This is a genomic window from Acinetobacter sp. YH12043, assembly GCF_013419915.1.
GTDB lineage: Bacteria > Pseudomonadota > Gammaproteobacteria > Pseudomonadales > Moraxellaceae > Acinetobacter.
The window spans coordinates 18263-38047 of sequence record NZ_VOZD01000031.1; the positions used below are offsets into that span (position 1 = coordinate 18263).

18 protein-coding genes are annotated in these 19785 nt (G+C 42.2%); 12 read left to right on the forward strand and 6 right to left on the reverse strand.

Annotation, left to right across the window (positions count from 1 at the left end; genetic code table 11):
- The first annotated feature begins 154 nt into the window (after positions 1 to 154).
- Positions 155 to 2809, forward strand: a complete 2655-nt coding sequence (locus tag FTU01_RS13445; protein WP_180052974.1) for an ATP-binding protein — start codon at positions 155 to 157, stop codon at positions 2807 to 2809.
- Between the two features lie 85 nt (positions 2810 to 2894).
- On the opposite strand, the gene grxD is transcribed toward FTU01_RS13445, so the two are convergent.
- Positions 2895 to 3236: a Grx4 family monothiol glutaredoxin gene (gene grxD, locus FTU01_RS13450; RefSeq protein WP_034702064.1), complete on the reverse strand. Its 342-nt coding sequence runs from the start codon at positions 3234 to 3236 to the stop codon at positions 2895 to 2897.
- Positions 3237 to 3396: 160 nt separating this feature from the next.
- Between grxD and FTU01_RS13455 the strand changes: the two genes are divergently transcribed.
- A complete protein-coding gene (locus tag FTU01_RS13455) occupies positions 3397 to 4608 on the forward strand; it encodes an aspartate aminotransferase family protein (protein WP_034702061.1) in 1212 nt (403 codons plus the stop codon).
- Between the two features lie 57 nt (positions 4609 to 4665).
- On the opposite strand, the gene FTU01_RS13460 is transcribed toward FTU01_RS13455, so the two are convergent.
- The 3 genes from FTU01_RS13460 to surE all read right to left on the reverse strand — a co-directional run bounded on the left by FTU01_RS13460 (position 4666) and on the right by surE (position 7410).
- Positions 4666 to 5595 carry a LysR family transcriptional regulator gene (locus tag FTU01_RS13460; RefSeq protein WP_034702058.1) on the reverse strand — a complete coding sequence of 310 codons (930 nt, stop codon included), beginning with the start codon at positions 5593 to 5595 and terminating at the stop codon, positions 4666 to 4668.
- A 91-nt stretch (positions 5596 to 5686) separates the two neighbouring features.
- Positions 5687 to 6526: a peptidoglycan DD-metalloendopeptidase family protein gene (locus FTU01_RS13465; RefSeq protein ID WP_159123134.1), complete on the reverse strand. Its 840-nt coding sequence runs from the start codon at positions 6524 to 6526 to the stop codon at positions 5687 to 5689.
- A 107-nt stretch (positions 6527 to 6633) separates the two neighbouring features.
- Positions 6634 to 7410, reverse strand: a complete 777-nt coding sequence (surE, locus tag FTU01_RS13470) for a 5'/3'-nucleotidase SurE (protein ID WP_125278414.1) — start codon at positions 7408 to 7410, stop codon at positions 6634 to 6636.
- Between the two features lie 108 nt (positions 7411 to 7518).
- Here surE and FTU01_RS13475 point away from each other — a divergent pair, with 108 nt between their 5' ends.
- From FTU01_RS13475 to FTU01_RS13490, 4 genes are all read left to right on the forward strand, one after another.
- Positions 7519 to 7890 (forward strand): MCR_0457 family protein, encoded by a 372-nt coding sequence (locus FTU01_RS13475; RefSeq protein WP_004782632.1) that lies wholly within the window; start codon positions 7519 to 7521, stop codon positions 7888 to 7890.
- 159 nt (positions 7891 to 8049) lie between these two features.
- The gene (locus FTU01_RS13480; protein WP_004782633.1) at positions 8050 to 8430 is read left to right on the forward strand and encodes an MCR_0457 family protein; all 381 of its coding nucleotides are present in this window, start codon (positions 8050 to 8052) and stop codon (positions 8428 to 8430) included.
- Positions 8431 to 8558: 128 nt separating this feature from the next.
- The gene (gene dacC / locus FTU01_RS13485; RefSeq protein WP_004782636.1) at positions 8559 to 9707 is read left to right on the forward strand and encodes a D-alanyl-D-alanine carboxypeptidase PBP5/6; all 1149 of its coding nucleotides are present in this window, start codon (positions 8559 to 8561) and stop codon (positions 9705 to 9707) included.
- A 103-nt stretch (positions 9708 to 9810) separates the two neighbouring features.
- Positions 9811 to 10341 carry a gamma carbonic anhydrase family protein gene (locus FTU01_RS13490; protein WP_180015331.1) on the forward strand — a complete coding sequence of 177 codons (531 nt, stop codon included), beginning with the start codon at positions 9811 to 9813 and terminating at the stop codon, positions 10339 to 10341.
- Between the two features lie 39 nt (positions 10342 to 10380).
- On the opposite strand, the gene FTU01_RS13495 is transcribed toward FTU01_RS13490, so the two are convergent.
- Entirely contained in the window at positions 10381 to 10896 is a 516-nt protein-coding gene (locus tag FTU01_RS13495; RefSeq protein ID WP_180139594.1) for a DUF1543 domain-containing protein, read from the reverse strand.
- A 361-nt stretch (positions 10897 to 11257) separates the two neighbouring features.
- Here FTU01_RS13495 and FTU01_RS13500 point away from each other — a divergent pair, with 361 nt between their 5' ends.
- The gene (locus FTU01_RS13500) at positions 11258 to 12841 is read left to right on the forward strand and encodes an ATP-binding cassette domain-containing protein (protein WP_180139597.1); all 1584 of its coding nucleotides are present in this window, start codon (positions 11258 to 11260) and stop codon (positions 12839 to 12841) included.
- 66 nt (positions 12842 to 12907) lie between these two features.
- Here FTU01_RS13500 and FTU01_RS13505 read toward each other — a convergent pair whose 3' ends face one another.
- Positions 12908 to 14842 carry an acyltransferase family protein gene (locus tag FTU01_RS13505; protein WP_180139599.1) on the reverse strand — a complete coding sequence of 645 codons (1935 nt, stop codon included), beginning with the start codon at positions 14840 to 14842 and terminating at the stop codon, positions 12908 to 12910.
- 271 nt (positions 14843 to 15113) lie between these two features.
- Between FTU01_RS13505 and FTU01_RS13510 the strand changes: the two genes are divergently transcribed.
- From FTU01_RS13510 to FTU01_RS13530, 5 genes are all read left to right on the forward strand, one after another.
- A complete protein-coding gene (locus FTU01_RS13510) occupies positions 15114 to 15599 on the forward strand; it encodes an NUDIX hydrolase (RefSeq protein ID WP_179992255.1) in 486 nt (161 codons plus the stop codon).
- A gap of 4 nt (positions 15600 to 15603) precedes the next feature.
- Positions 15604 to 16743: a tRNA 2-thiouridine(34) synthase MnmA gene (gene mnmA, locus FTU01_RS13515; protein WP_034703632.1), complete on the forward strand. Its 1140-nt coding sequence runs from the start codon at positions 15604 to 15606 to the stop codon at positions 16741 to 16743.
- A gap of 7 nt (positions 16744 to 16750) precedes the next feature.
- Positions 16751 to 17482, forward strand: a complete 732-nt coding sequence (gene hflD, locus FTU01_RS13520; RefSeq protein WP_004782648.1) for a high frequency lysogenization protein HflD — start codon at positions 16751 to 16753, stop codon at positions 17480 to 17482.
- Positions 17483 to 17539: 57 nt separating this feature from the next.
- Complete coding sequence (purB, locus tag FTU01_RS13525; protein WP_034703634.1) at positions 17540 to 18928, forward strand: adenylosuccinate lyase; 1389 nt, start codon at positions 17540 to 17542, stop codon at positions 18926 to 18928.
- A 91-nt stretch (positions 18929 to 19019) separates the two neighbouring features.
- The gene (locus tag FTU01_RS13530) at positions 19020 to 19655 is read left to right on the forward strand and encodes a DUF2238 domain-containing protein (protein WP_125278405.1); all 636 of its coding nucleotides are present in this window, start codon (positions 19020 to 19022) and stop codon (positions 19653 to 19655) included.
- Positions 19656 to 19785: the final 130 nt, after the last annotated feature.

Sequence of the window (19785 nt, forward strand, 5' to 3'; positions counted from 1 at the left end):
CCTTTAATAACGTATCTTTCAACAAAATTTATATATTTCTCGCATGCCCGATTTTTTATTTTGTGGCAAAACTGACATGTTGGCTTGAATTTTTCAAGTAAATCTGTATACCTTAAACCTTATCCACGTCATATTTCGTTTTGGACTTTCAACAGTGACTCAGAGACTCGATCAAATTCATTCTTCAATTTCAAGTAATACAACTATATCTCAACAAAACATCAGCTCCGACCTACTTATCTCAGCCTTTGAACAAAGCGAAATTACACCAACCCTTGAAAAGACATGCCTGAAACCGGTACAACTGACGCGTATTGCCGATCCGGATAAAATCCCGGCATCGACCAAACGAATCAAGCCTTTAAATAATTTTTTAGGCCAGGATCGTGCCCGTGCTTCGGTTGAAGCCGGTATTGCCCTGCCATATTCAGGCTATAACATTTTTGCGGTGGGTACAGCAGGACTCGGCAAACGCACTATGGTGAAGCGTTTGCTACAGCAACATGCCAAAACCATGCAAACGCCTAATGACTGGGTTTATGTCAATAATTTTCAGAATCCTCGTCAGCCTATCGCACTGGAATTCCCAGCCGGTCAGGGACCCAAGTTTCAGACGATGCTGCATCAAAGCTGGCAATCCATTCTAAAACAGCTGGAGCGCCGTTTTACTGCGGAAAGCTATCATAACCGGATTGAAATGATTCGCCAGGAAACGGGTGATGAACAGCAACTCGCACTGATTGAACTGACCCGTGAAGGTGAAGAACTCGATCTGAAACTGATTTCCCGCAATGATGAGCATTGTTTTGTGCCAATTCATCTGAAAGATGACAAAGTACAGGAAATGTCTCAGGAAGATTTGAATGCTTTAAGCAATAAAGATCGTGCTGAAATCGCGTCAAACATGCGTTACATGGACAAGAAACTGGAACGCCTAGGCCTTCATTTAGGCGATCTGGAAGATGATGCGCGTGACCGTGTTCAAGTATTGAACCGTGATATCGCTAAACAGGTAGTGATGCCACGCGTTGAGCAGATGCTGACTAAATTCAAGCATGTCGAAGGTCTAGAACAATATCTGAAGCAATATGCTGAAGACATTATTAATAATGTCGAAATTGTATTAGAACAGGAAGAAGATGATTTTACCCCTGCCCAGTTTAGTCGCGTACCAGCGCGCTTCCAGGCCAATGTGATCGTCACCCATAAGCCAAATAGCGGTGCACCCGTTATCTTTGAAGACTTCCCGACGCATTACAATCTATTGGGTCATGTGGAACAGTTGACCCAAAATGGTACGATTACTACAGATTTCACCTTGATCCGTCCCGGCTCCTTGCATAATGCCAATGGCGGTTTCCTGATGCTTGAAGCTGAACAACTATTGGAACAGCCTTATGCATGGCAAGGTCTGAAACGTGCCTTGAAATCTGGGCATCTCAAGCTTTCATCTTTAGAGCATATGCTGACTCTCACCGGTAGCATTTCCATTGAACCAGCTTCTATTCCGCTGAATATCAAAGTGGTGCTGCTGGCAGAGCCAGAAATTTATTATGAAATTCTGGAACTTGAACCAGAACTAGGCAGTATCTTTAAAATCCGTGCTGATTTTACCGATACCTTGCAACGTAATGACGAAAATGAGCAAGCCTATATGCAGCTCATTGCTGACTATGTGCAATCAGATAAATTATTACCATTTGACCGTTCTGCATTATCTGCCCTGCTGACCGACTCAAGCCGTCAGGCTGAAGATCAGAGTTCCCTGTCACTACATGCATTAACGCTGGGCGACCTGATTCGTGAAGCGCATCATCATGCATTCGAAGCGGGTGATAAGATGGTGTCAGAAAAGCATATCAATACCGCACTGGATCATCGTAAATATCGCTTAGGCTATTTACGTGAGCTATTCTGGCAAGATCTGACCCGTGGCACTCAACTGATTGAAACTCGCGGTCATCGTCTAGGCCAAATCAATGCGCTGTCTGTGATTCATTATGCAGATGTTGAATTTGGTCTACCTTCACGCTTAACTGCTTCTGTATATCAAGGTGGCGGTGATATTCTGGATATCGAACGCAGCGTAGAACTTGGCGGTTCTTTGCATGCTAAGGGCGTGCTATTGATGGCCTCCTTTCTAAAAGCCCATTTTGGTCGTGAACAGACCCTGCACTTCTCTGCCGCTTTAGCTTTCGAACAAAGCTATGGTCAGGTGGATGGTGACAGCGCGACAGTTGCTGAACTTTCAGCGCTGATTTCTGCGATTAGTCAGTTACCGATCGACCAGTCCTGGGCGATTACCGGTTCTATGAACCAGCTTGGTCAAGTACAACCGATTGGTGGTGTCAATGCGAAGATTGAAGGTTTCTTCGATGCCTGTAAGTTGCAAGGCCTGACAGGTAAGCAGGGTGTGATTATTCCACGACAAAATATGCAGCATCTGATGTTACGTAAAGATGTCATTGCTGCAGTCGAAGATGGTCAATTCCATATTCATGCCATTGATAATATCGCGCAGGCTTTGGAAATCCTGATGGCACGTCCGGTCGGGACTATGGACAAGAAAGGCCGTTATAGCAAAAACTCGATCTTTGCTGCTGTGATGGAACAACTCGAATACTGGCAAGCCATTGAAGATGGTGCCGAGTTTGAGGAAGAACCTAAGAAAAAGAAAAAAAAGAAGAAAAAGAAAAAAGATAAGGCGCCTATAAAGGAAGTTCTGACCGATCCAGATACCTTAGCTGAGGCCTTGGTTGCTGAATCGAAAGAACTGGAAAAATCTGAGGGTCAGCAGGCAGAAGATTAATTCTGCCCCCTGCCTCACTATTCACCCATAAAAAAAGCGCTTCTCTCGGAAGCGCTTTTTCACATCTATCAGTTTAATCCAAGGATTAAGCTTCAGGTGCTGGACTGTATTGCTCTACTAAAGGCTGTAATTCACCTTTTTGGAACATTTCGAGCATGATGTCACTACCACCGATCAATTCACCATTGATCCAAAGTTGTGGGAATGTCGGCCAGTTCGCAATTTGTGGCAGAGTTGCACGAATATCCGGGTTTTCCAGAATATTAACATAAGCAAATGGACGACCAATTTGACTGAGTGCTTCTACCGCACGTGCAGAAAAACCACATTGTGGAAATTGTGGTGTGCCTTTCATATAAAGAAGTACTGCGTGCTTGGCAATTTGGTCACGAATTAACGCTTCGGTATCGCGTGCTTGTTCAGTCATTGATAAATCCTCAACTAATCTGTCTCGCATTATACCCAAAACAGAGAAAAACAGTACGTCTAAAGTAATAAATCCATTTTTATTTACAATTACCCTTTAAATCTGACCAAGTTTTTGCTTATATAAGTTTTTCTTTCCACCTAACAGTAAAGAGTTAGTCATGAACAATATTACCCTCGCTCCGGTACAAACTGATCAACCTTCACATTTGATGCCAGTCTTTGGTCGTCAACCGATCAGCTTTGTCCGAGGACGAGGTGCATATCTTTATACCGAAGATGGTACAGAGTATTTAGATGCCTTAACTGGGATCGCCGTTTGCGGTTTGGGTCATGCTCATCCAGTGATTGCTGAAGCAATTGCGGAACAAGCTGCAACCCTGATTCATACCAGCAACCTTTTTGAAGTGCCTTGGCAAACTGCTGCTGCACAGAAACTGGCTGAAGTCGCTGGCATGGAAGAAGTTTTCTTCTCCAACAGTGGTGCAGAATCGAACGAAGGCGCTATCAAAATTGCGCGTAAATTCGGTCATATGCAAGGTATTGCGTCACCAAAAATTATTGTAGCTGACAAATCTTTCCATGGCCGTACGCTGGCAACCCTATCTGCAACGGGTAACAAAAAAGTTCAACAAGGCTTTGGTCCATTGGTTGAAGGTTTTATTCGTGTACCTTTTGGTGATATTGAAGCCATTGAAGAAGCTGCAATTAACCATCCGGATATCGTGGCTATTCTGGTTGAACCGATTCAGGGTGAAGGTGGTGTCAACACTGCACCGCAAGGCTTTAGCTACCTAGAAGAAATCCGTCAGATCTGTAATCAGCACAACTGGTTAATGATGCTGGATGAAGTACAAACAGGTAATGGCCGTACCGGTAAATATTTTGCTTATCAGCACACCAATATTGTGCCGGATGTACTGACCACAGCTAAAGGTCTGGGCAATGGCTTCCCGATTGGTGCCGTGATGACTCAAGGTCGTGGTGTCGGTGTTTTGACTGCGGGTAACCACGGTTCGACTTATAGCGGTACTGCATTGGGTTCACGCGTGGTTTATACCATTATCGATATTATGCAAAAAGAGAATATCGTGGCCAATGCCGCTGAAAAAGGTGCATATATTGTTGAGCAGTTACGTAACCAGCTTGCAGATCATCAAGTGACTGTACGCGGTTTCGGTCTGATGATCGGGATTGAGTTGCCTAAAGACTGCGGTGAGCTGGTGGATATTGCACGCGATGAATACAAAACCATTATCAACGTGACTGCAGGTAATGTCGTTCGTCTGTTGCCTACCCTGAACATTACTCAGGAACAGGCCGATCAACTGATCGAACGTTTAGTGAAAATGATCAAGGCTTATCTTGCTTAAGTCTATCTTGAACAACAAAAAAGCCGCTTTAAAGCGGCTTTTTTGTTTATAGGGAATTTATGATGCGACTTGTAACAAACGTCCACCAGAGATCTGGCTAAAATATTGTTTCAATGCCTCCAGACAGCGCAGGACTTTAGTCGGTTGCTGTTCTCGATTAGGCATAACTGCATAAAGGGTGACTGGCGGAAGTTTCCATTCAGGCAAGACTTCAATCAGTGAACCATTTAATAAATCTTTTTTAACATCAAGATATAAAATCTTGGCAACCCCATTGCCTTGCAGGCACATGGCTTTTGCAACCAGGCTGTTATTGGTACTAAAGCGTGAGCTCAGTTCAAATTCAACCTTTTCTGCACTATGCACATGCTGAAAACTGAAATTCTGATGATTTTTAATATGCGTTAAAGGCAAAACATCATGATGTTTCAGGTCTTCAGGACGCGAGATAATGGCGGTCTGGTTAATATAGCTTGGCGCAGCAACAAGAATCTGTTCAATCTGCATTAATGGCACAACCTGAAGGTTGTGATCATCATCGTTCTGGTCAAATCGCAGGGCAATATCAATACGCCCTTCCAACAAATCAACCTCATGATTGTTTGTTTCCAGGTGGACTGTCAGGCCACGGTGTGCGGACATCCAGTGAGAAAGTGCAGGAATCACATGATTCGCACATACTTCCGGTAAGGATACAATACGAAGTTCACCAACAAGATCATCACGTAACTCGTTAATGCGAACCTTTCCACGCTCAGCAGCAGACAACATTTCCTGGCAGCTGTGAAAAAAAGCTTGTCCCGCTTCGGTCAGACTTAATTTTCTCGTAGAACGATTTAGAAGTACAACTTCCATATCCTGTTCTAAAGAGCGAATTTGTTGACTCACGGCGCTGGTTGTAATCCCTAGCTCACGTGCAGCACCGCTAAACGAGTTCTTTTCCACAACACAAGCAAAGACACCCATTGCTCGAAGTTGATCTAACATAAATTCCCCTCTAAACTTATGAGATGCTTCATCTTTTGATAAAAGCAACTCATTGTATTATACGGTGAAATTTACGTTTTGCATTATTTATTTAATTATTTGGTAAAACTGCTGTTGGATTAATCGGTTTTCCGTCTAAGCGAACCTGAAACTCAAGCATAGTACGGGTTGTACCAGTCGCCCCCATCTCGGCAATTTTTTGACCAGCCGTTACATTTTGGCCACTTTTCACGCTTAATTTACTGTTATGCGCGTAAGCGGTGATATAGCCATTAATATGTTTAACTAATACCAGATTACCATATTCCTTCAGGCCATCTGCTGCATATACCACCTGCCCATCTGCTGCAGCAAAGACCGGATCTCCGACATTACCGCCATAACGGGTACCTTTGATATTTGCAGCCAGATCATAGTTTTGTAATACCGGACCATTTGATGGCTTGACCCAACGTAATCCCGCTGCTGTCGATACTGGGGTAATCGGTGCAGAAGTAGTGGTGGCAGGTTTTGGCGTAGTCTTAACAGTCGTTGGAGCTGGAGTGGTTGGCGCTGAAATCGCAATCGTTTGACGCTGAATCGGGGCAGCTTGGGTAACAGGTTGAGTCGCTGTAGTACGGCGCGCAGTAGTGTTATTTTTCAGGCGAATCGACTGACCCACATAAATACGATACGGTGGAGCAATATCATTCATCTCTGCCACACTGATATAGCTCAGACCATAACGTGCTGCAATGCCACTCAAAGTATCCCCAGAGCGTACCGTATAGAAGTCAGGCGCTGCGGCATAGCGCGTCATATTATTGACCTGAGGTTTAGTGGCACAACCAGTAATAATCATTGTGGAAACAACCACAGTGGACAAAACCAGAGTTTTGATGAAGCTGGATGGTGAAGCATGAATGAAGTATTTCGGTGACACCAAGGACATTATCTTCCTCTCTAACATCTATACGGTTGCAAAAACCCAGTAAGATTAGCAAAGTTTTACTACAATATACTTGTAAGCTTTCATTTTTCACAAACTTATAACATTCATTAGATTTTATTTAGAATCTGGGCTTGCAAAGTGTGAAGTGTGTCATAGTTTGTGGCATCCATCTGAATTGGCGTCACGCTTACATAGCCATTGGCAATTGCAAAAAAGTCTGACTCGATTTCAGTTCCTTTATGTTTTGGCATTGCGACTGCTTCACCCGATAGCCCAATCCAGTAAACCTGACGACCACGTGGATCTACATGACTGGTAATCGGCTTGGACTGGCTACGGCGTCCCTGAAAGGTCACTTTAGTTCCTTTCAGCTCAGCCACATCAGGAATATTCACATTAAAAATATGACGCTCAGGCAAAGTCGGCAAACCTGCCGCAATAAAATCATGTACCCATTGCGCTGCAATGCGATAATCTTCTGGTAAGGTATAAGATCGAACGTTTTGCCCACATAGAGAAACTGCTAATGCAGGTTGTTTGGCCAGACGGCCTTCAAATGCAGCCCCCACCGTACCCGAGTACAGCACATCATCTCCCAGATTGGCACCACTGTTAATGCCGCTGACCACCAGATCGAATTCAACATCAAATAAGCCGTTCATGGCCAGATAGACACAGTCAGCCGGCGTGCCATTAACCGCCCATACATCGGGAGAAATCTGGATCGGTCTTAATGGTCGGTCTAAAGTCAGTGCACTGGAAAATCCGCTACGTTCACTTTCTGGAGCTACCACCACAACACGTCCTAAAGGCCTCAAGGCCTGCGCCAGTGCCTGTATACCTGGTGCAAAAACGCCATCATCATTGGAAATTAATATATTCACTGCAAAATCTCGTTGAGCTAAAAAATGACTCGCTAGGACATTTCATTGTATTAGTTCAGGAATTATATATATTTGTAGCACGATATCCATTAATACATATGGCTTAAGATGATGAAAAAATTCTCTCTTTGGGGTACTTTGGCTTTAAGTTTGGCAACTTTTGTTTCTCCTGCAGTTATTGCCAATGATTTGACAGCTGAAGAAAATGACATGATCGTGAAAGAAGATGTCGCATCTGCACAGGTAATGATTGAAGTATGCCCGGGCATTATTGGTCAGAATGCAAAATTCGATACAACGATTCAGCAGCTGATTCAATCTTATCTAAAAGAATACTCAGACAAATCGATGACCTATCAAAAACTTCAGGCAGACAGTGAATACAAGACTGTGCTTGAAGAAGCACGTCAAGGTGCAAAACAGACTGCAAAAGACGAACAAAAAACAGCGTGTGAAGACGTTTTAGCTTATCAGGAATAAGGTCTTTCTCACTGAAATGAGACGATGCCAGCATCGTCTTTTTTCTCTTACACATTTCTTCATAATTCTACAGCTTCACTACATTTCCCCTCTTTTCAATTTTGAAAATATCTTTAAGCTAACAAATTATTGTTCTACATGTAATTTTTGAGTTTTTTGATGAAACATACATTAATTAAAAGTTTAAGTTTATCTGTTGTTGCTGGTATGACACTTTGGGGCAGCTCGGTTTATGCAGCAAATGAAAATATTGAAGTCACCCCGAGCCAAGAAATCACCAAGCAAGAATTAGCTGCAATTTATGTCCTTTCTGAAATTTGCCCAAGCATGGTCAAAGACAAAGCAAAATTCAATCAGGGGTATAACCAGCTGGTGACTGAATATTTGCCCGGCCAAAAAAATCCGGTTGAGCGCCTGAACCAGATGGTAAAACAGTCAGATTTCCGTAACATTCTGGCCGAAGCACAGAGTGATGCCAAAAAGGCTGGCAAGAAAAAGAATCAGGCCATTTGCAATGAGTTGGTGAGCTACAGTAAATAATCCACTTTTTGTGTGATTGCTTACAATACTTTTGAAATAACCCCGGGTTTCCCATAGAAGTCAGCCTAGCTTTGTCCTAAAATGCTAGGCTCTTCGTGCTTACATCAAGATATTGGAACCCACTAGAAATGACCCAAAAAACTGCCCTTGCTGCATTATTATTAATTCCTAGTTTTAGCTTTGCAGCAACTGTCTTATCTGCACCACCAGAATTGAATAATAAATCTTATGTGCTAATGGACTACGAGACAGGGCAAATTCTCGCATCAAAAAATGAAAATGAAAAATTAGCCCCTGCTTCAATGACCAAGATGATGACCAGTTACATCATCGAGCAGAAGTTATTAAGTGGTGAGCTGACTGAAGATGAACAGGTTCGCATGAATGAATCTGCATGGTGCCGTGGTAGCAGTGCAGAATCATGTATGTATGTGCCTTTAAATGGTACGGCGACTGCACTAGAAATGTTGCGCGGGATTATTATCCAGTCTGGTAACGATGCATCTAAGGCGATGGCTGAACATATTGCAGGGAACGAGGGTACCTTTGCACATATGATGAACCAGGAAGCGAAACGGATTGGCATGACCAATACCAGCTTCATCAACTCGACTGGTATGCCAGCTGAAGGCCATTATTCGACTGCGAAAGATATGGCAACTTTGGCTCAGCACATCATCAAAGACAGTTCAAAATACTATCCAATCTACTCTGAAAAAGAGTTTACTTTTAACGGGATTAAGCAAGGCAACCGTAATGCCCTGCTCTATACTGATCCAAGTGTAGATGGTTTGAAAACTGGTCATACTGATGAAGCCGGTTACTGTTTAACGACCTCTTCAAAACGTGGCCCGACTCGTCTGATTTCAGTGATTTTCGGTGCACCAACCATGAATGAACGTGCATCGCAAACACGTGAACTTCTGGCTTGGGGTTATGCAAACTTTGAAACCAAAAATGTTCAACCCGCTAAACAGGTTCTAGCCAAGTCTAAAGTCTGGTTTGGTAAGGAAAATGAAGTGCAGATCGGTCTTGCAGAAAACTTTAATGTGACTATGCCTAAAGGTCAGGCCAATGCCATCAAGACTCAATTAGTCGTTCAGCCTAAACTGACTGCGCCTTTACAACCAGGTCAAGTCGTAGGTAAATATGTGGCGACTTTAAACGGCAAAGTGATTGCTGAGAAACCACTTGTTGCACTGAAAGCAGTTGAAGAAGCTGGTTTCTTTGCCCGCATGCTGGATCATATCAAACAATTCTTTAGTAACCTGTTCTAATATTTATTATCAATATTAGATCTTACTAAAGCCAAAGCACACATTCATCGAATGTGTGCTTTTTTATTTTATAATGCTTATAAACTTTCAGGATGATACTGACATGAGCCAAAACATTCGCCCTTATCTGGATACTCGCCCGCAAGTCGCTGACTCTTGTTATATCGATCCGATGGCGGTGGTCGTAGGTGATGTCGTTTTAGGCGAAAATGTATCTGTGTGGCCTTTTGCCGTAATTCGTGGTGATGTGAATCATATTCGTATTGGCAAGAACTCGAATGTACAGGATCATTCTATGTTGCATGTGAGTCATAAAAAGGCGGATAAACCTGAAGGTTCACCACTGATTATTGGTGAAGATGTGACGATTGGTCATCATGTAAAATTACATGGCTGTACCATTGGTAATCGTGTTTTAGTGGGTATCGGTACAATTATTCTCGATGACGTGATTATTGAAGATGATGTGATGATTGGAGCAGGTTCACTGGTACCACCGAATAAGGTATTAGAAAGTGGATACTTGTATGTAGGCAGTCCAGTCAAAAAAGTGCGTCCACTGACTGAAAAGGAAATAGCTTTCTTGCCTTATTCAGCACAAAACTATGTGAAAGTCTCAGGCCATTACAAATAAATCGACAAACTAAGACTACTTTATGTAGCCTTATTTAAATCAAGGAATAACCACATAATCATTCTTAAAACTATTGGCTTCAAAGTCTCCCTCTACCAGATGCACAAATTTCTGGTCAATCCTGTTCAGTTCTAAACAATCATCCACATCAATCACGGCATCGGTATGAGGTTTAAACCAGGTCTTTTCAATGGCCAGCTTGCCTTGTGCTTTAGCTTCAGTCTTATTTTTTGCAGCAACTACCATATATTTATGGATTTCACCAAACTGATCTGGCACATAAGCACCTAGATTGATCAGGAATAATTTTAAATCCTGTTTTACAGGTGTGTCCGTCACCTGAACCTGATAATTCAGATCCTGATAGCTAACACCATTGATCGTCATCCAGCCATCGACATGCAGGCCTTTTTGCAAACCAAACCATTGCTGCTTCAAATATGGGAAAGCTGTCTTAATATCTGAACTAATGACCGGAATTACGTCATGTACTTCTACATTAGCTTTTTCATGCTTTCCGCCCAATAAAGCAATGTAGAGCTTGAGTTCAGACATAAAAAAATCCTTTAAAAGCAAAATAGAGAAGACTTTAGCCGCATAGTGTAAATGAAACTTACTCGTTCCACTTCAAGTCAATCATCTCATATTTTTAAAAACCTGAAATTTACTTAAATCAGCATCAATATATTGGATAAAAAAATCCTAATTTGATCTATTTTTAAGCAAGATTATTTGTATTAAAATAAGGTCCGAATTCCCCTTCTCTTATAAGTGAGTCACGCCAATGAAGTAAGTCTATTTTTCTCATCAACGATTATTTTTAGATTGATGTGCAAAATAGATCGTCTGGCTTGATCTTTCTTCTAGAAAAAAATTCCTTGTTTATTTTGTGCATCCTGTATTTATGAGGTTATTTATGACTCAGCAGGCATGTGTAATATCCAGTCTGACTTTAGAATTCCCGTCCAAAGTCATGTTTCAGAATTTAAATTTCACTCTTCTCAAAGCCGAGGTTAGTGCTTTAATTAGCCGTAATGGACAAGGTAAATCTTTGCTCATGCAGCTTTTGCATCAGGATCAGCATTCTTCTTCACATTGCTCAGGTCAAGTTTCCTGGCAAATGCATCATGCCTATCTACCACAATTGCATCGGTTAAAGGCAGCCACAATTGCTGAAGCACTCGAAGTAAGTCAATTACATCGTGCTTTTAAAAATGTTGAACATGGTACAGCCAGTTTCGAGGATTATGAGCTACTTGAGGATAGTTGGCATTTGCCGCATCAATGGCAGCAACTGTTGAGTTCAGCACAATTACCCACCGATCTGGACTTTCCCGTACAATATTTGAGTGAGGGCCAAAAGACCAAACTTGCTTTATGTAGCTTGTTCTTAAAGCCTGAATATTATTTATTGCTGGATGAGCCGAGCAACCATCTGGATCGTGAAGCACGAACATGGTTAATAGAGCATTTAAAGTTACATCCTGCTGGTGCGTTGATCATTAGTCATGACCGGACTTTGCTAGATCAGGTTGATCATATTTATTATTTAAATGAGCATGGATTACAGCACTTTACTGGAAACTATGCGGAGTTTTTTGAACAGTATCAGAAAAATGTCACTTCACTCGAACAGTCAATTCAGCAGAGTCAGCGTGATATTAAACAGATGAAGCACAAGCAGCATGACGTTTTAATGAAAGCACAAAAGCGGGAACGTGCCGGAAACAAATTACGTGATTCGAATTCCCAAGCCAAAGTGCTTTTAGACTTTAAAAAAGAACAGGCTGGTCAAAGTATAGGTAAAGTTCAGGCACAGCACCAACGGCAAATTTTGAATGAACACTCTGAGTTAAAAGTTCAAAAGCAGCAACTTGAAAAGATAAAACCTCAGTTATTTCAATTTCCAGATTTTAAACCACAGTCTGGTGAAATTCTGCGGGTTAAAGAGTTAAAGCTTCCTTTTGGTACTCCACAGCCTGTGAATCTTGCTTTAAGTGCAGCTGAAAAGATCCATATTATAGGCCGAAACGGAATTGGTAAATCCACTTTGCTGAAACTGGTCGCCCAACAAAAGCAGCAACCTCTAGATCAAATCTTTCTGGCACGAAGCTGTTTTTATCTGGATCAAAATTTTAGTTTTCTCAATGAGGCACTAAGTGCGATTGAAAATTTAAGGCAGATGAATCCTGATATTCCGGAAGTGGGATGGCGTAATCTGTTGGGCCAACTCAGAATTCGTGGTGATAAAGGTACTTATCCTTTGTCTCAGCTAAGTGGTGGTGAAAAGCTGAAAGTGGCGTTATTAGGTCTTAGCCAGGTCTCTCCTCAACCCGAACTTTTATTATTGGATGAGCCAGAAAATCATCTGGATATTGAGTCTAAAGCTTTGTTGGCAAGTGCAATTCGGTCTTATGCCGGCGCTGTGATTTTAGTTTCACACGATGAACAGTTTGTGCGTGATTGCGGGATCACTGAAGTATTCAATATGAATGAATAATTTTCATTAAACTTATATATGTAAAAGCCACCTCAATGGGTGGCTGATCAATCACGGGAAATAAGCTTATTGTTTTGTAGTCACACCCTGAGAATATAAATTTAATAAGTATTTTGACAGTATGGTATTCCCTACAAATAGAGAGCCTGATTCACTTAAGTGACCATAATCTACCTGAAGCAGGTCTTCTCCTTGAGCTGCACGAATCCGACATTTGTATTGCTGCTGAAGATCATCTTTTTTACATAGATGATCAATGAGGGATATATAGGTAATTCCCTGAGGATATTGTAATTTTTTCATTTTCTCGTCTACCTGAACTGCTCTTAGATCCAGCCCGGCATCAAATATAAAATCTTCAGCACTATTCCAGTTTTTCGGTTTCACCATCACTTTAGGAAGTGAAGGTTTCCATTGCGAAATTGGCCCCACAATGACGATATTGGATACGCCAAGCTGAAGTAAACTTGTCCCGATATTTTCCCAATTGGTTTCGTCGTGTTTCAGGGCTTGGGTGATCACCACAATTTTGGGCTTCAGTTCTGCGATGCTCTTTAGTGCCAGTTTATTGGAATAATCACAGGCTTCTTTATAAACCCCTTTATGATAGTTAATCTCGGTCAGCGATGCCCTGCAAATGGAAGAGGTTTTCTGATAAAAAGGGATATCATTGGATTTCAGTAATGTCCTCAGCCCTAAAGAAAGTGCCTCAGCATGAGAATCTCCCCATAAAAACACCCCGCCTTCCTTTTGTTTCGTGATACAGACCGGATCAGGATCATAACTATTATGCTCAGTCAAGCTCACGTAAGTATCACATTTCAGCCAGTACGCATCCCTTAAATTTTTGAATTTCTCATTATAATAATCTAAAAATTTTGCCTGTTCTGAGGCTGCGCCTTGGCGCAGATCTGTATTAAAACCATTAAATATATTTAAAGTAATTCCTAAGCTCATGAGCACTAGAGAAAAATAAAGCGGTTTTATACGATAAACATCTTTCCACTGATGGTATGAAGGTAATTTAATCTGCTCAATATACTTGTAGCTCAGAAAACCTAACCCTATAGAAAGTACTATTCCTGCATACACATAATATTCAGGCAAGGAGTAGATATAGATCAGCACCACCAAAGGCCAGTGCCAGAGGTAAATAGAATAAGACCAGGCTCCTAGTTTTTGAAACACAATATTATTGGTAATAACACTGTCATTTTGATGTGCCTGAATCATCAGGAAGGTACCGATAACAGGAAAAACTGCCAGATAGCCAGGCCACAAATCTTCTGCTGAAATGAAGAAGTAAGACCCCAGTATAAGTGCCAATCCCGTTCTTTCCAGCAACCTTTTCTTATTTTCCTGCAAGTTCAAAGGGTAAAGATAAGCAATTCCCCCGATCATCATTTCCCAGGCTCTGGTAGGTAACAGGAAATAAGCCGGATTTGGCCATTTGTAGGTAGCGATCACAGATAGAATGAATCCTAAAATTGTTCCTGCCAGCAGCACAAATTTCATGGTCTGGATGGACATGAACTTGCGCATGGCAATGAGAACGAGCGGATAAATCATATAGAATTGCCATTCGACGGAAAGTGACCAGGTATGTAATAACCACTTTTCGTGAGTGCCTGCCTCAAAATAACCGGATTCCTTCCAGTAACTGATATTGGATAAAAAAGTCATGCTACTCGCTGCATGCTTACCCAATAACTTGTAATCAAAAGGTGTCAGATAAAACCAGCCAAAAATCATTAATACCAGACACAGCGCGGCCAAAGCCGGAATAATCCGATTCGCACGAGCCACATAAAATTTCAGAATAGAAAATTTTTCATGTTCTAAATCTTTAAATATGATTCCAGTCATTAAAAAGCCTGAAATCACAAAGAAGACATCTACTCCAACAAAACCGCCAGGCATCCAGGCCGCATTAAAATGAAATAGCATGACTGCAATCACGGCAATTGCTCTGAGGCCATTGATGTCTGTTCTGAATTTCATTGGAATCCTGTCCTATAAAGCCTGTTATTTATTTTAATTGTTATGAAATACTGCTAATTTTTATTAAATTTTATTTTAAATCAAATTCTTATATTAAAGCGTAGAATGCAAATATTACTGTTTTAGTATTTTATGTACTCATTATATTCTACGTTTTCTTTTTCGCCAAATACCTTTATTGTTAATCATCTAAATTAAAATCCCGAGTATCGACATAGCCACCGCCGCCTAAATTTTGTAGAATACAGTTTTTATTCCATGGTGCTCCTTTATGACCGCTTGGACTGCTCACGTCACTGTTGCAACTGTCGTCGAAAAAAATGGAAAATTCCTGTTCGTTGAAGAACATACTGAAGGTGTCACCCATACCGTATTCAATCAGCCAGCAGGCCATGTGGAGGCAGGTGAAACCATTGTCGAAGCAGCTATTCGTGAAACCATGGAAGAAACCGGCTATCAGGTTAATGTCACTGATCTGATCGGCATCTATACCTATACCCCACCGATGTTCCCGGATCGTACCTATTTCCGTTTCTGTTTGAGAGCAGAAGCCATCAGCCATGATGAAAATGCTGAACTGGATACCGGTATTGTCGGTGCAGTCTGGATGACGCTGGATGAACTGGTTGAAACCGCACGTGCTCGCAGCCCATTGGTGATTAAAGCCGTGCAGGATGCCCAAGCTGGCAAACGCTATCCTTTATCGCTCATTTACGAGCACCAAAATTCTCCCTTAATTTCAAATTTGGATGCCTAATCCTATGCAACAACGTGTCATCGTCGGTATGTCTGGTGGTGTAGATTCATCTGTGTCTGCAGCTCTCCTCCTTCAACAGGGTTATCAGGTTGAAGGTCTTTTCATGAAAAACTGGGAAGAAGATGACGGCACAGAATACTGTACGGCAATGGAAGATCTTGCCGATGCACAAGCCGTTTGCGACAAGATCGGGATTAAACTGCATACTGCCAACTTCGCGATGGAATACTGGGATCGCGTGTTCGAGCATTTCCTGGCTGAATATGCTGCTGGCCGTACGCCAAACCCGGATATTTTGTGTAATAAAGAAATTAAATTCCGTGCCTTCCTGGATCATGCGATCAATCTCGGCGCCGACTTTATTGCCACCGGTCACTACTGTCGTCGCGGCGAGACCATGACCAATTCACGTGGTGAGCAATATGCTCAATTACTGCGTGGTTATGACAATAATAAAGACCAGACTTACTTCCTGCATGCGGTTCATGGTCGTGAAATTAATAAGACCCTGTTCCCTGTCGGTGAAATTGAAAAACCACAAGTACGTAAAATTGCAGAAGAATTAGGTCTGGCAACAGCCAAGAAAAAAGATTCTACGGGTATCTGTTTTATTGGGGAACGTCGCTTCAATGACTTCTTAAAGCAATATTTACCGGCTCAACCTGGAAAAATCGTGCTGGAAGATGGCAAAGAGGTTGGTGATCATCACGGCTTAATGTACTATACGCTCGGTCAACGCGGCGGGATCGGTATTGGCGGTATGAAAGGCGCGGAAGAAGGTGCCTGGTTTGTGCTGCATAAAGATATCGAAGGTAACCGTCTGGTGGTCGGTCAAGGTCATGAACATCCACTGATGCAAAGTACCATATTGTGGTCTGAAGCGATTGACTGGGTAGCCGGTGAACAGGATATTCCTGAATCAGGTTTCCGCTGTACGGCAAAAACCCGCTACCGTCAGCCTGACCAAGCGTGTACTATTTTCAAGGATCCAGAAACACCAAATGGTGTTCGTGTTGAATTTGATGAGTCGCAACGTGCTGTGACCCCGGGTCAAAGCGTTGTATTCTACTCAGGTGAAGTTTGTTTAGGTGGTGGCGTGATTCATCATACCAATGCGCCTAAACCTGATTTTATTAAAGGATGATTTCGGCATGACGGAGTTACCGTTTCAACAAGCCACAACGTTGAATGTTCGTCAAAATCGTGCGTTGGCGCTGGCGGGGGTTTTTCAGGCCACTCAGCTGACGCATATGACTGCATTGACGGGACAGCAAAGCATTGGTGAAAGCGGTAATTTCTATTTTGAGCAGTTGATTAAAGCCAGTTTAAATATCCGTCCAAGCGGCAAGTTAAATGCCCAGACCTTAGACTTCTTTAATCAGCTGGCCGATATTTCCCTCGGTTTAAAAACCCTGGAAAGCAGCATTACCCAACCTTTTAATACTTCCCCAAAATCCCGACTTCCAAAACTTTCATCGACCAAGCTTCCAATGTCCTATGCCATGGCACTTCTTCAATTAGAAAAGAAGGTCTATAGTAATCCCAAGTTTGTTGAAATCATCGAACAATCCCAGCAAAAAATCCTCAGACAGCTCTCCTTCTTCGATAACAATTACATGCACCCCAGCATCATTGCCAATCTCGCTCAAACCTATGTCGATACCGCCGGACAGATCAATCCGCGGATCATGGTGCGTGGCAATGCTGAAGCCTTTAAAGATTCCGGTCATACCAACCGCATCCGTGCTTCACTATTTACTGGACTGCAGATGGCGCACTTATGGCGTCAGCTTGGTGGCAGTTCATGGGGCATGATTTTTGGCAAGCGCAAGCTGCTACAGGATATCCAAAATCTCGCGCGCTTACAGTTTCAGGTGATCTAAACCATGTTGTTGTACGCGCACCGTTTTTCGTTTAATTCCAAAATTTAGGGAATCGATATGAACGCTTTAACTGCACTTTCTCCATTAGATGGACGCTACGCTAGCAAATGTGATGCGCTGCGCCCTTTTCTTTCTGAGTTTGGTCTGATCCATGCTCGTGTGACTGTTGAAGTGCGTTGGTTACAAGCGCTTGCCAACCGTCCTGAAATCACTGAAGTGCCAGCTTTCTCATCTGAAACCAATGCTGCACTTGATGCGATTGTTGCAAACTTCTCTGAAGAAGATGCCAACCGCATTAAAGAGATCGAACGTACTACAAACCATGACGTGAAAGCGGTTGAGTATTTCCTGAAAGAAAAAATTGCAGGGATTGAAGAGCTGAAAAATGCAGGTGAATTCATTCACTTTGCATGTACCTCTGAAGACATCAATAACCTGTCTCATGCTTTAATGCTGAAAAATGGCCGTGATGTTTTAATCGCGTCTATGCAACAAATTATCGATTCAATCGTGGCTTTGGCTGAGACTCACGCTGAACAGCCAATGCTGTCTCGTACTCACGGTCAAACTGCCAGCCCAACCACTTTGGGTAAAGAAATGGCGAACGTGGCTTACCGTCTGGCTCGTCAAATCAAACAGTTCAAAAATGTTGAATTGCTGGGCAAAATCAACGGTGCTGTAGGTAACTACAATGCACACTACTCTGCTTACCCAGAAATCAACTGGCCTGCTCACTCACAAGCTTTCGTGGAATCTTTAGGTCTAACTTTCAACCCGTACACCACTCAGATCGAACCGCACGACTACATGGCGGAACTGTTCGATGCACTGCGTCGTTTCAACACGATTCTGATTGACTTTAACCGTGACGTTTGGGGCTATATCTCTCTTGGCTTCTTCAAACAAAAACTGAAAGAAGGCGAAGTGGGTTCTTCAACCATGCCGCATAAAGTGAACCCAATCGACTTTGAAAACTCTGAAGGTAACCTGGGTATTGCCAATGCTGTATTGGCTCACTTGGGCGAAAAACTGCCTGTATCTCGCTGGCAGCGTGACCTGACTGACTCTACTGTGCTTCGTAACATGGGTGTTGGTTTTGCACAAAGCTTGATCGCGTTTGAGGCATGCTTAAAAGGTATCGGTAAACTTGAACTGAATGCTGCTCGTATTCTTGAAGATCTTGACCACGCACAAGAAGTTCTGGCTGAACCAATCCAAACAGTAATGCGTCGTTATAACGTTGAAAAACCATACGAAAAACTGAAAGCACTGACTCGTGGTCAAGCGATGACTCGTGACATGATGGTGAGCTTCGTGAATGGTAATGAGCTTGAAGCAGTTCCTGCTGCAGACCGTGCACGTCTGGCTGAAATGACCCCTGCAACTTATACAGGTAATGCTGCTGACCAGGCAAAACAAATTAAAGACTTAATTTCTAAAATCTAATTTAGATAATTAAGACCAAAAGCGAGGCTCCGGCTTCGCTTTTTTTATTTATAATTATTTTCAACTTTAAAACAAAACGACAGATAACAAGATGATAGATCATCGATTGAGCGGCAAACATTTGATCAGCCTGGGGGTTTTGGTGGCTGCGATCATTGTTGCCAGCATTCAGCCTCTGGAAATGCAATCCTATTTACTGCATCAGACCGGTACCCTATTTATGATCGGTATGCTGATTTTCTGCCTGTATAAAATCGGACTCAGTTTTCTTAGTTTTAATCTGTATATTCTGTTTTTATTCATCCATATCGTTGCAGCACATTATCTATATTCTTATGTGCCTTATAATGACTGGATTCAGACACTGTTTGGCTTTGACCTAAATGCTCTCATAGGCTGGTCTCGCAACATGTTTGACCGTTTTGTGCATCTGGTTTTTGGCCTGTTGCTCTATCCTGTTTTTTATCGACTATTTCAGGTCTGGTTACCCCAGCAAAAACCATTCACCATTTTTCTTTTAGTCATTCAATTTGTGATGGCAACCAGTCTGATTTATGAATGGATTGAATGGCTGATCGCCATTGGCTTATCACCTGAACAGGCGGAAAGTTATAACGGCCAGCAAGGTGATATGTGGGATGCCCATAAAGATATATTATTAGCGACAGTTGGGGCGATGTTTACTGGTGGATTGATGTTAATTCCAGCAAATAAAAAAGCCCACTAAAGTGTAATGCCAGTCAGTTAAGCAAATTTTAGTAAAATGTAGTAAAAATGAGTGTATGTAAATACGCTCATTTTTTTATGTCTTTATCTGAACATTTAGAATCCACTCTTGAACATTCTCTCCCATCACT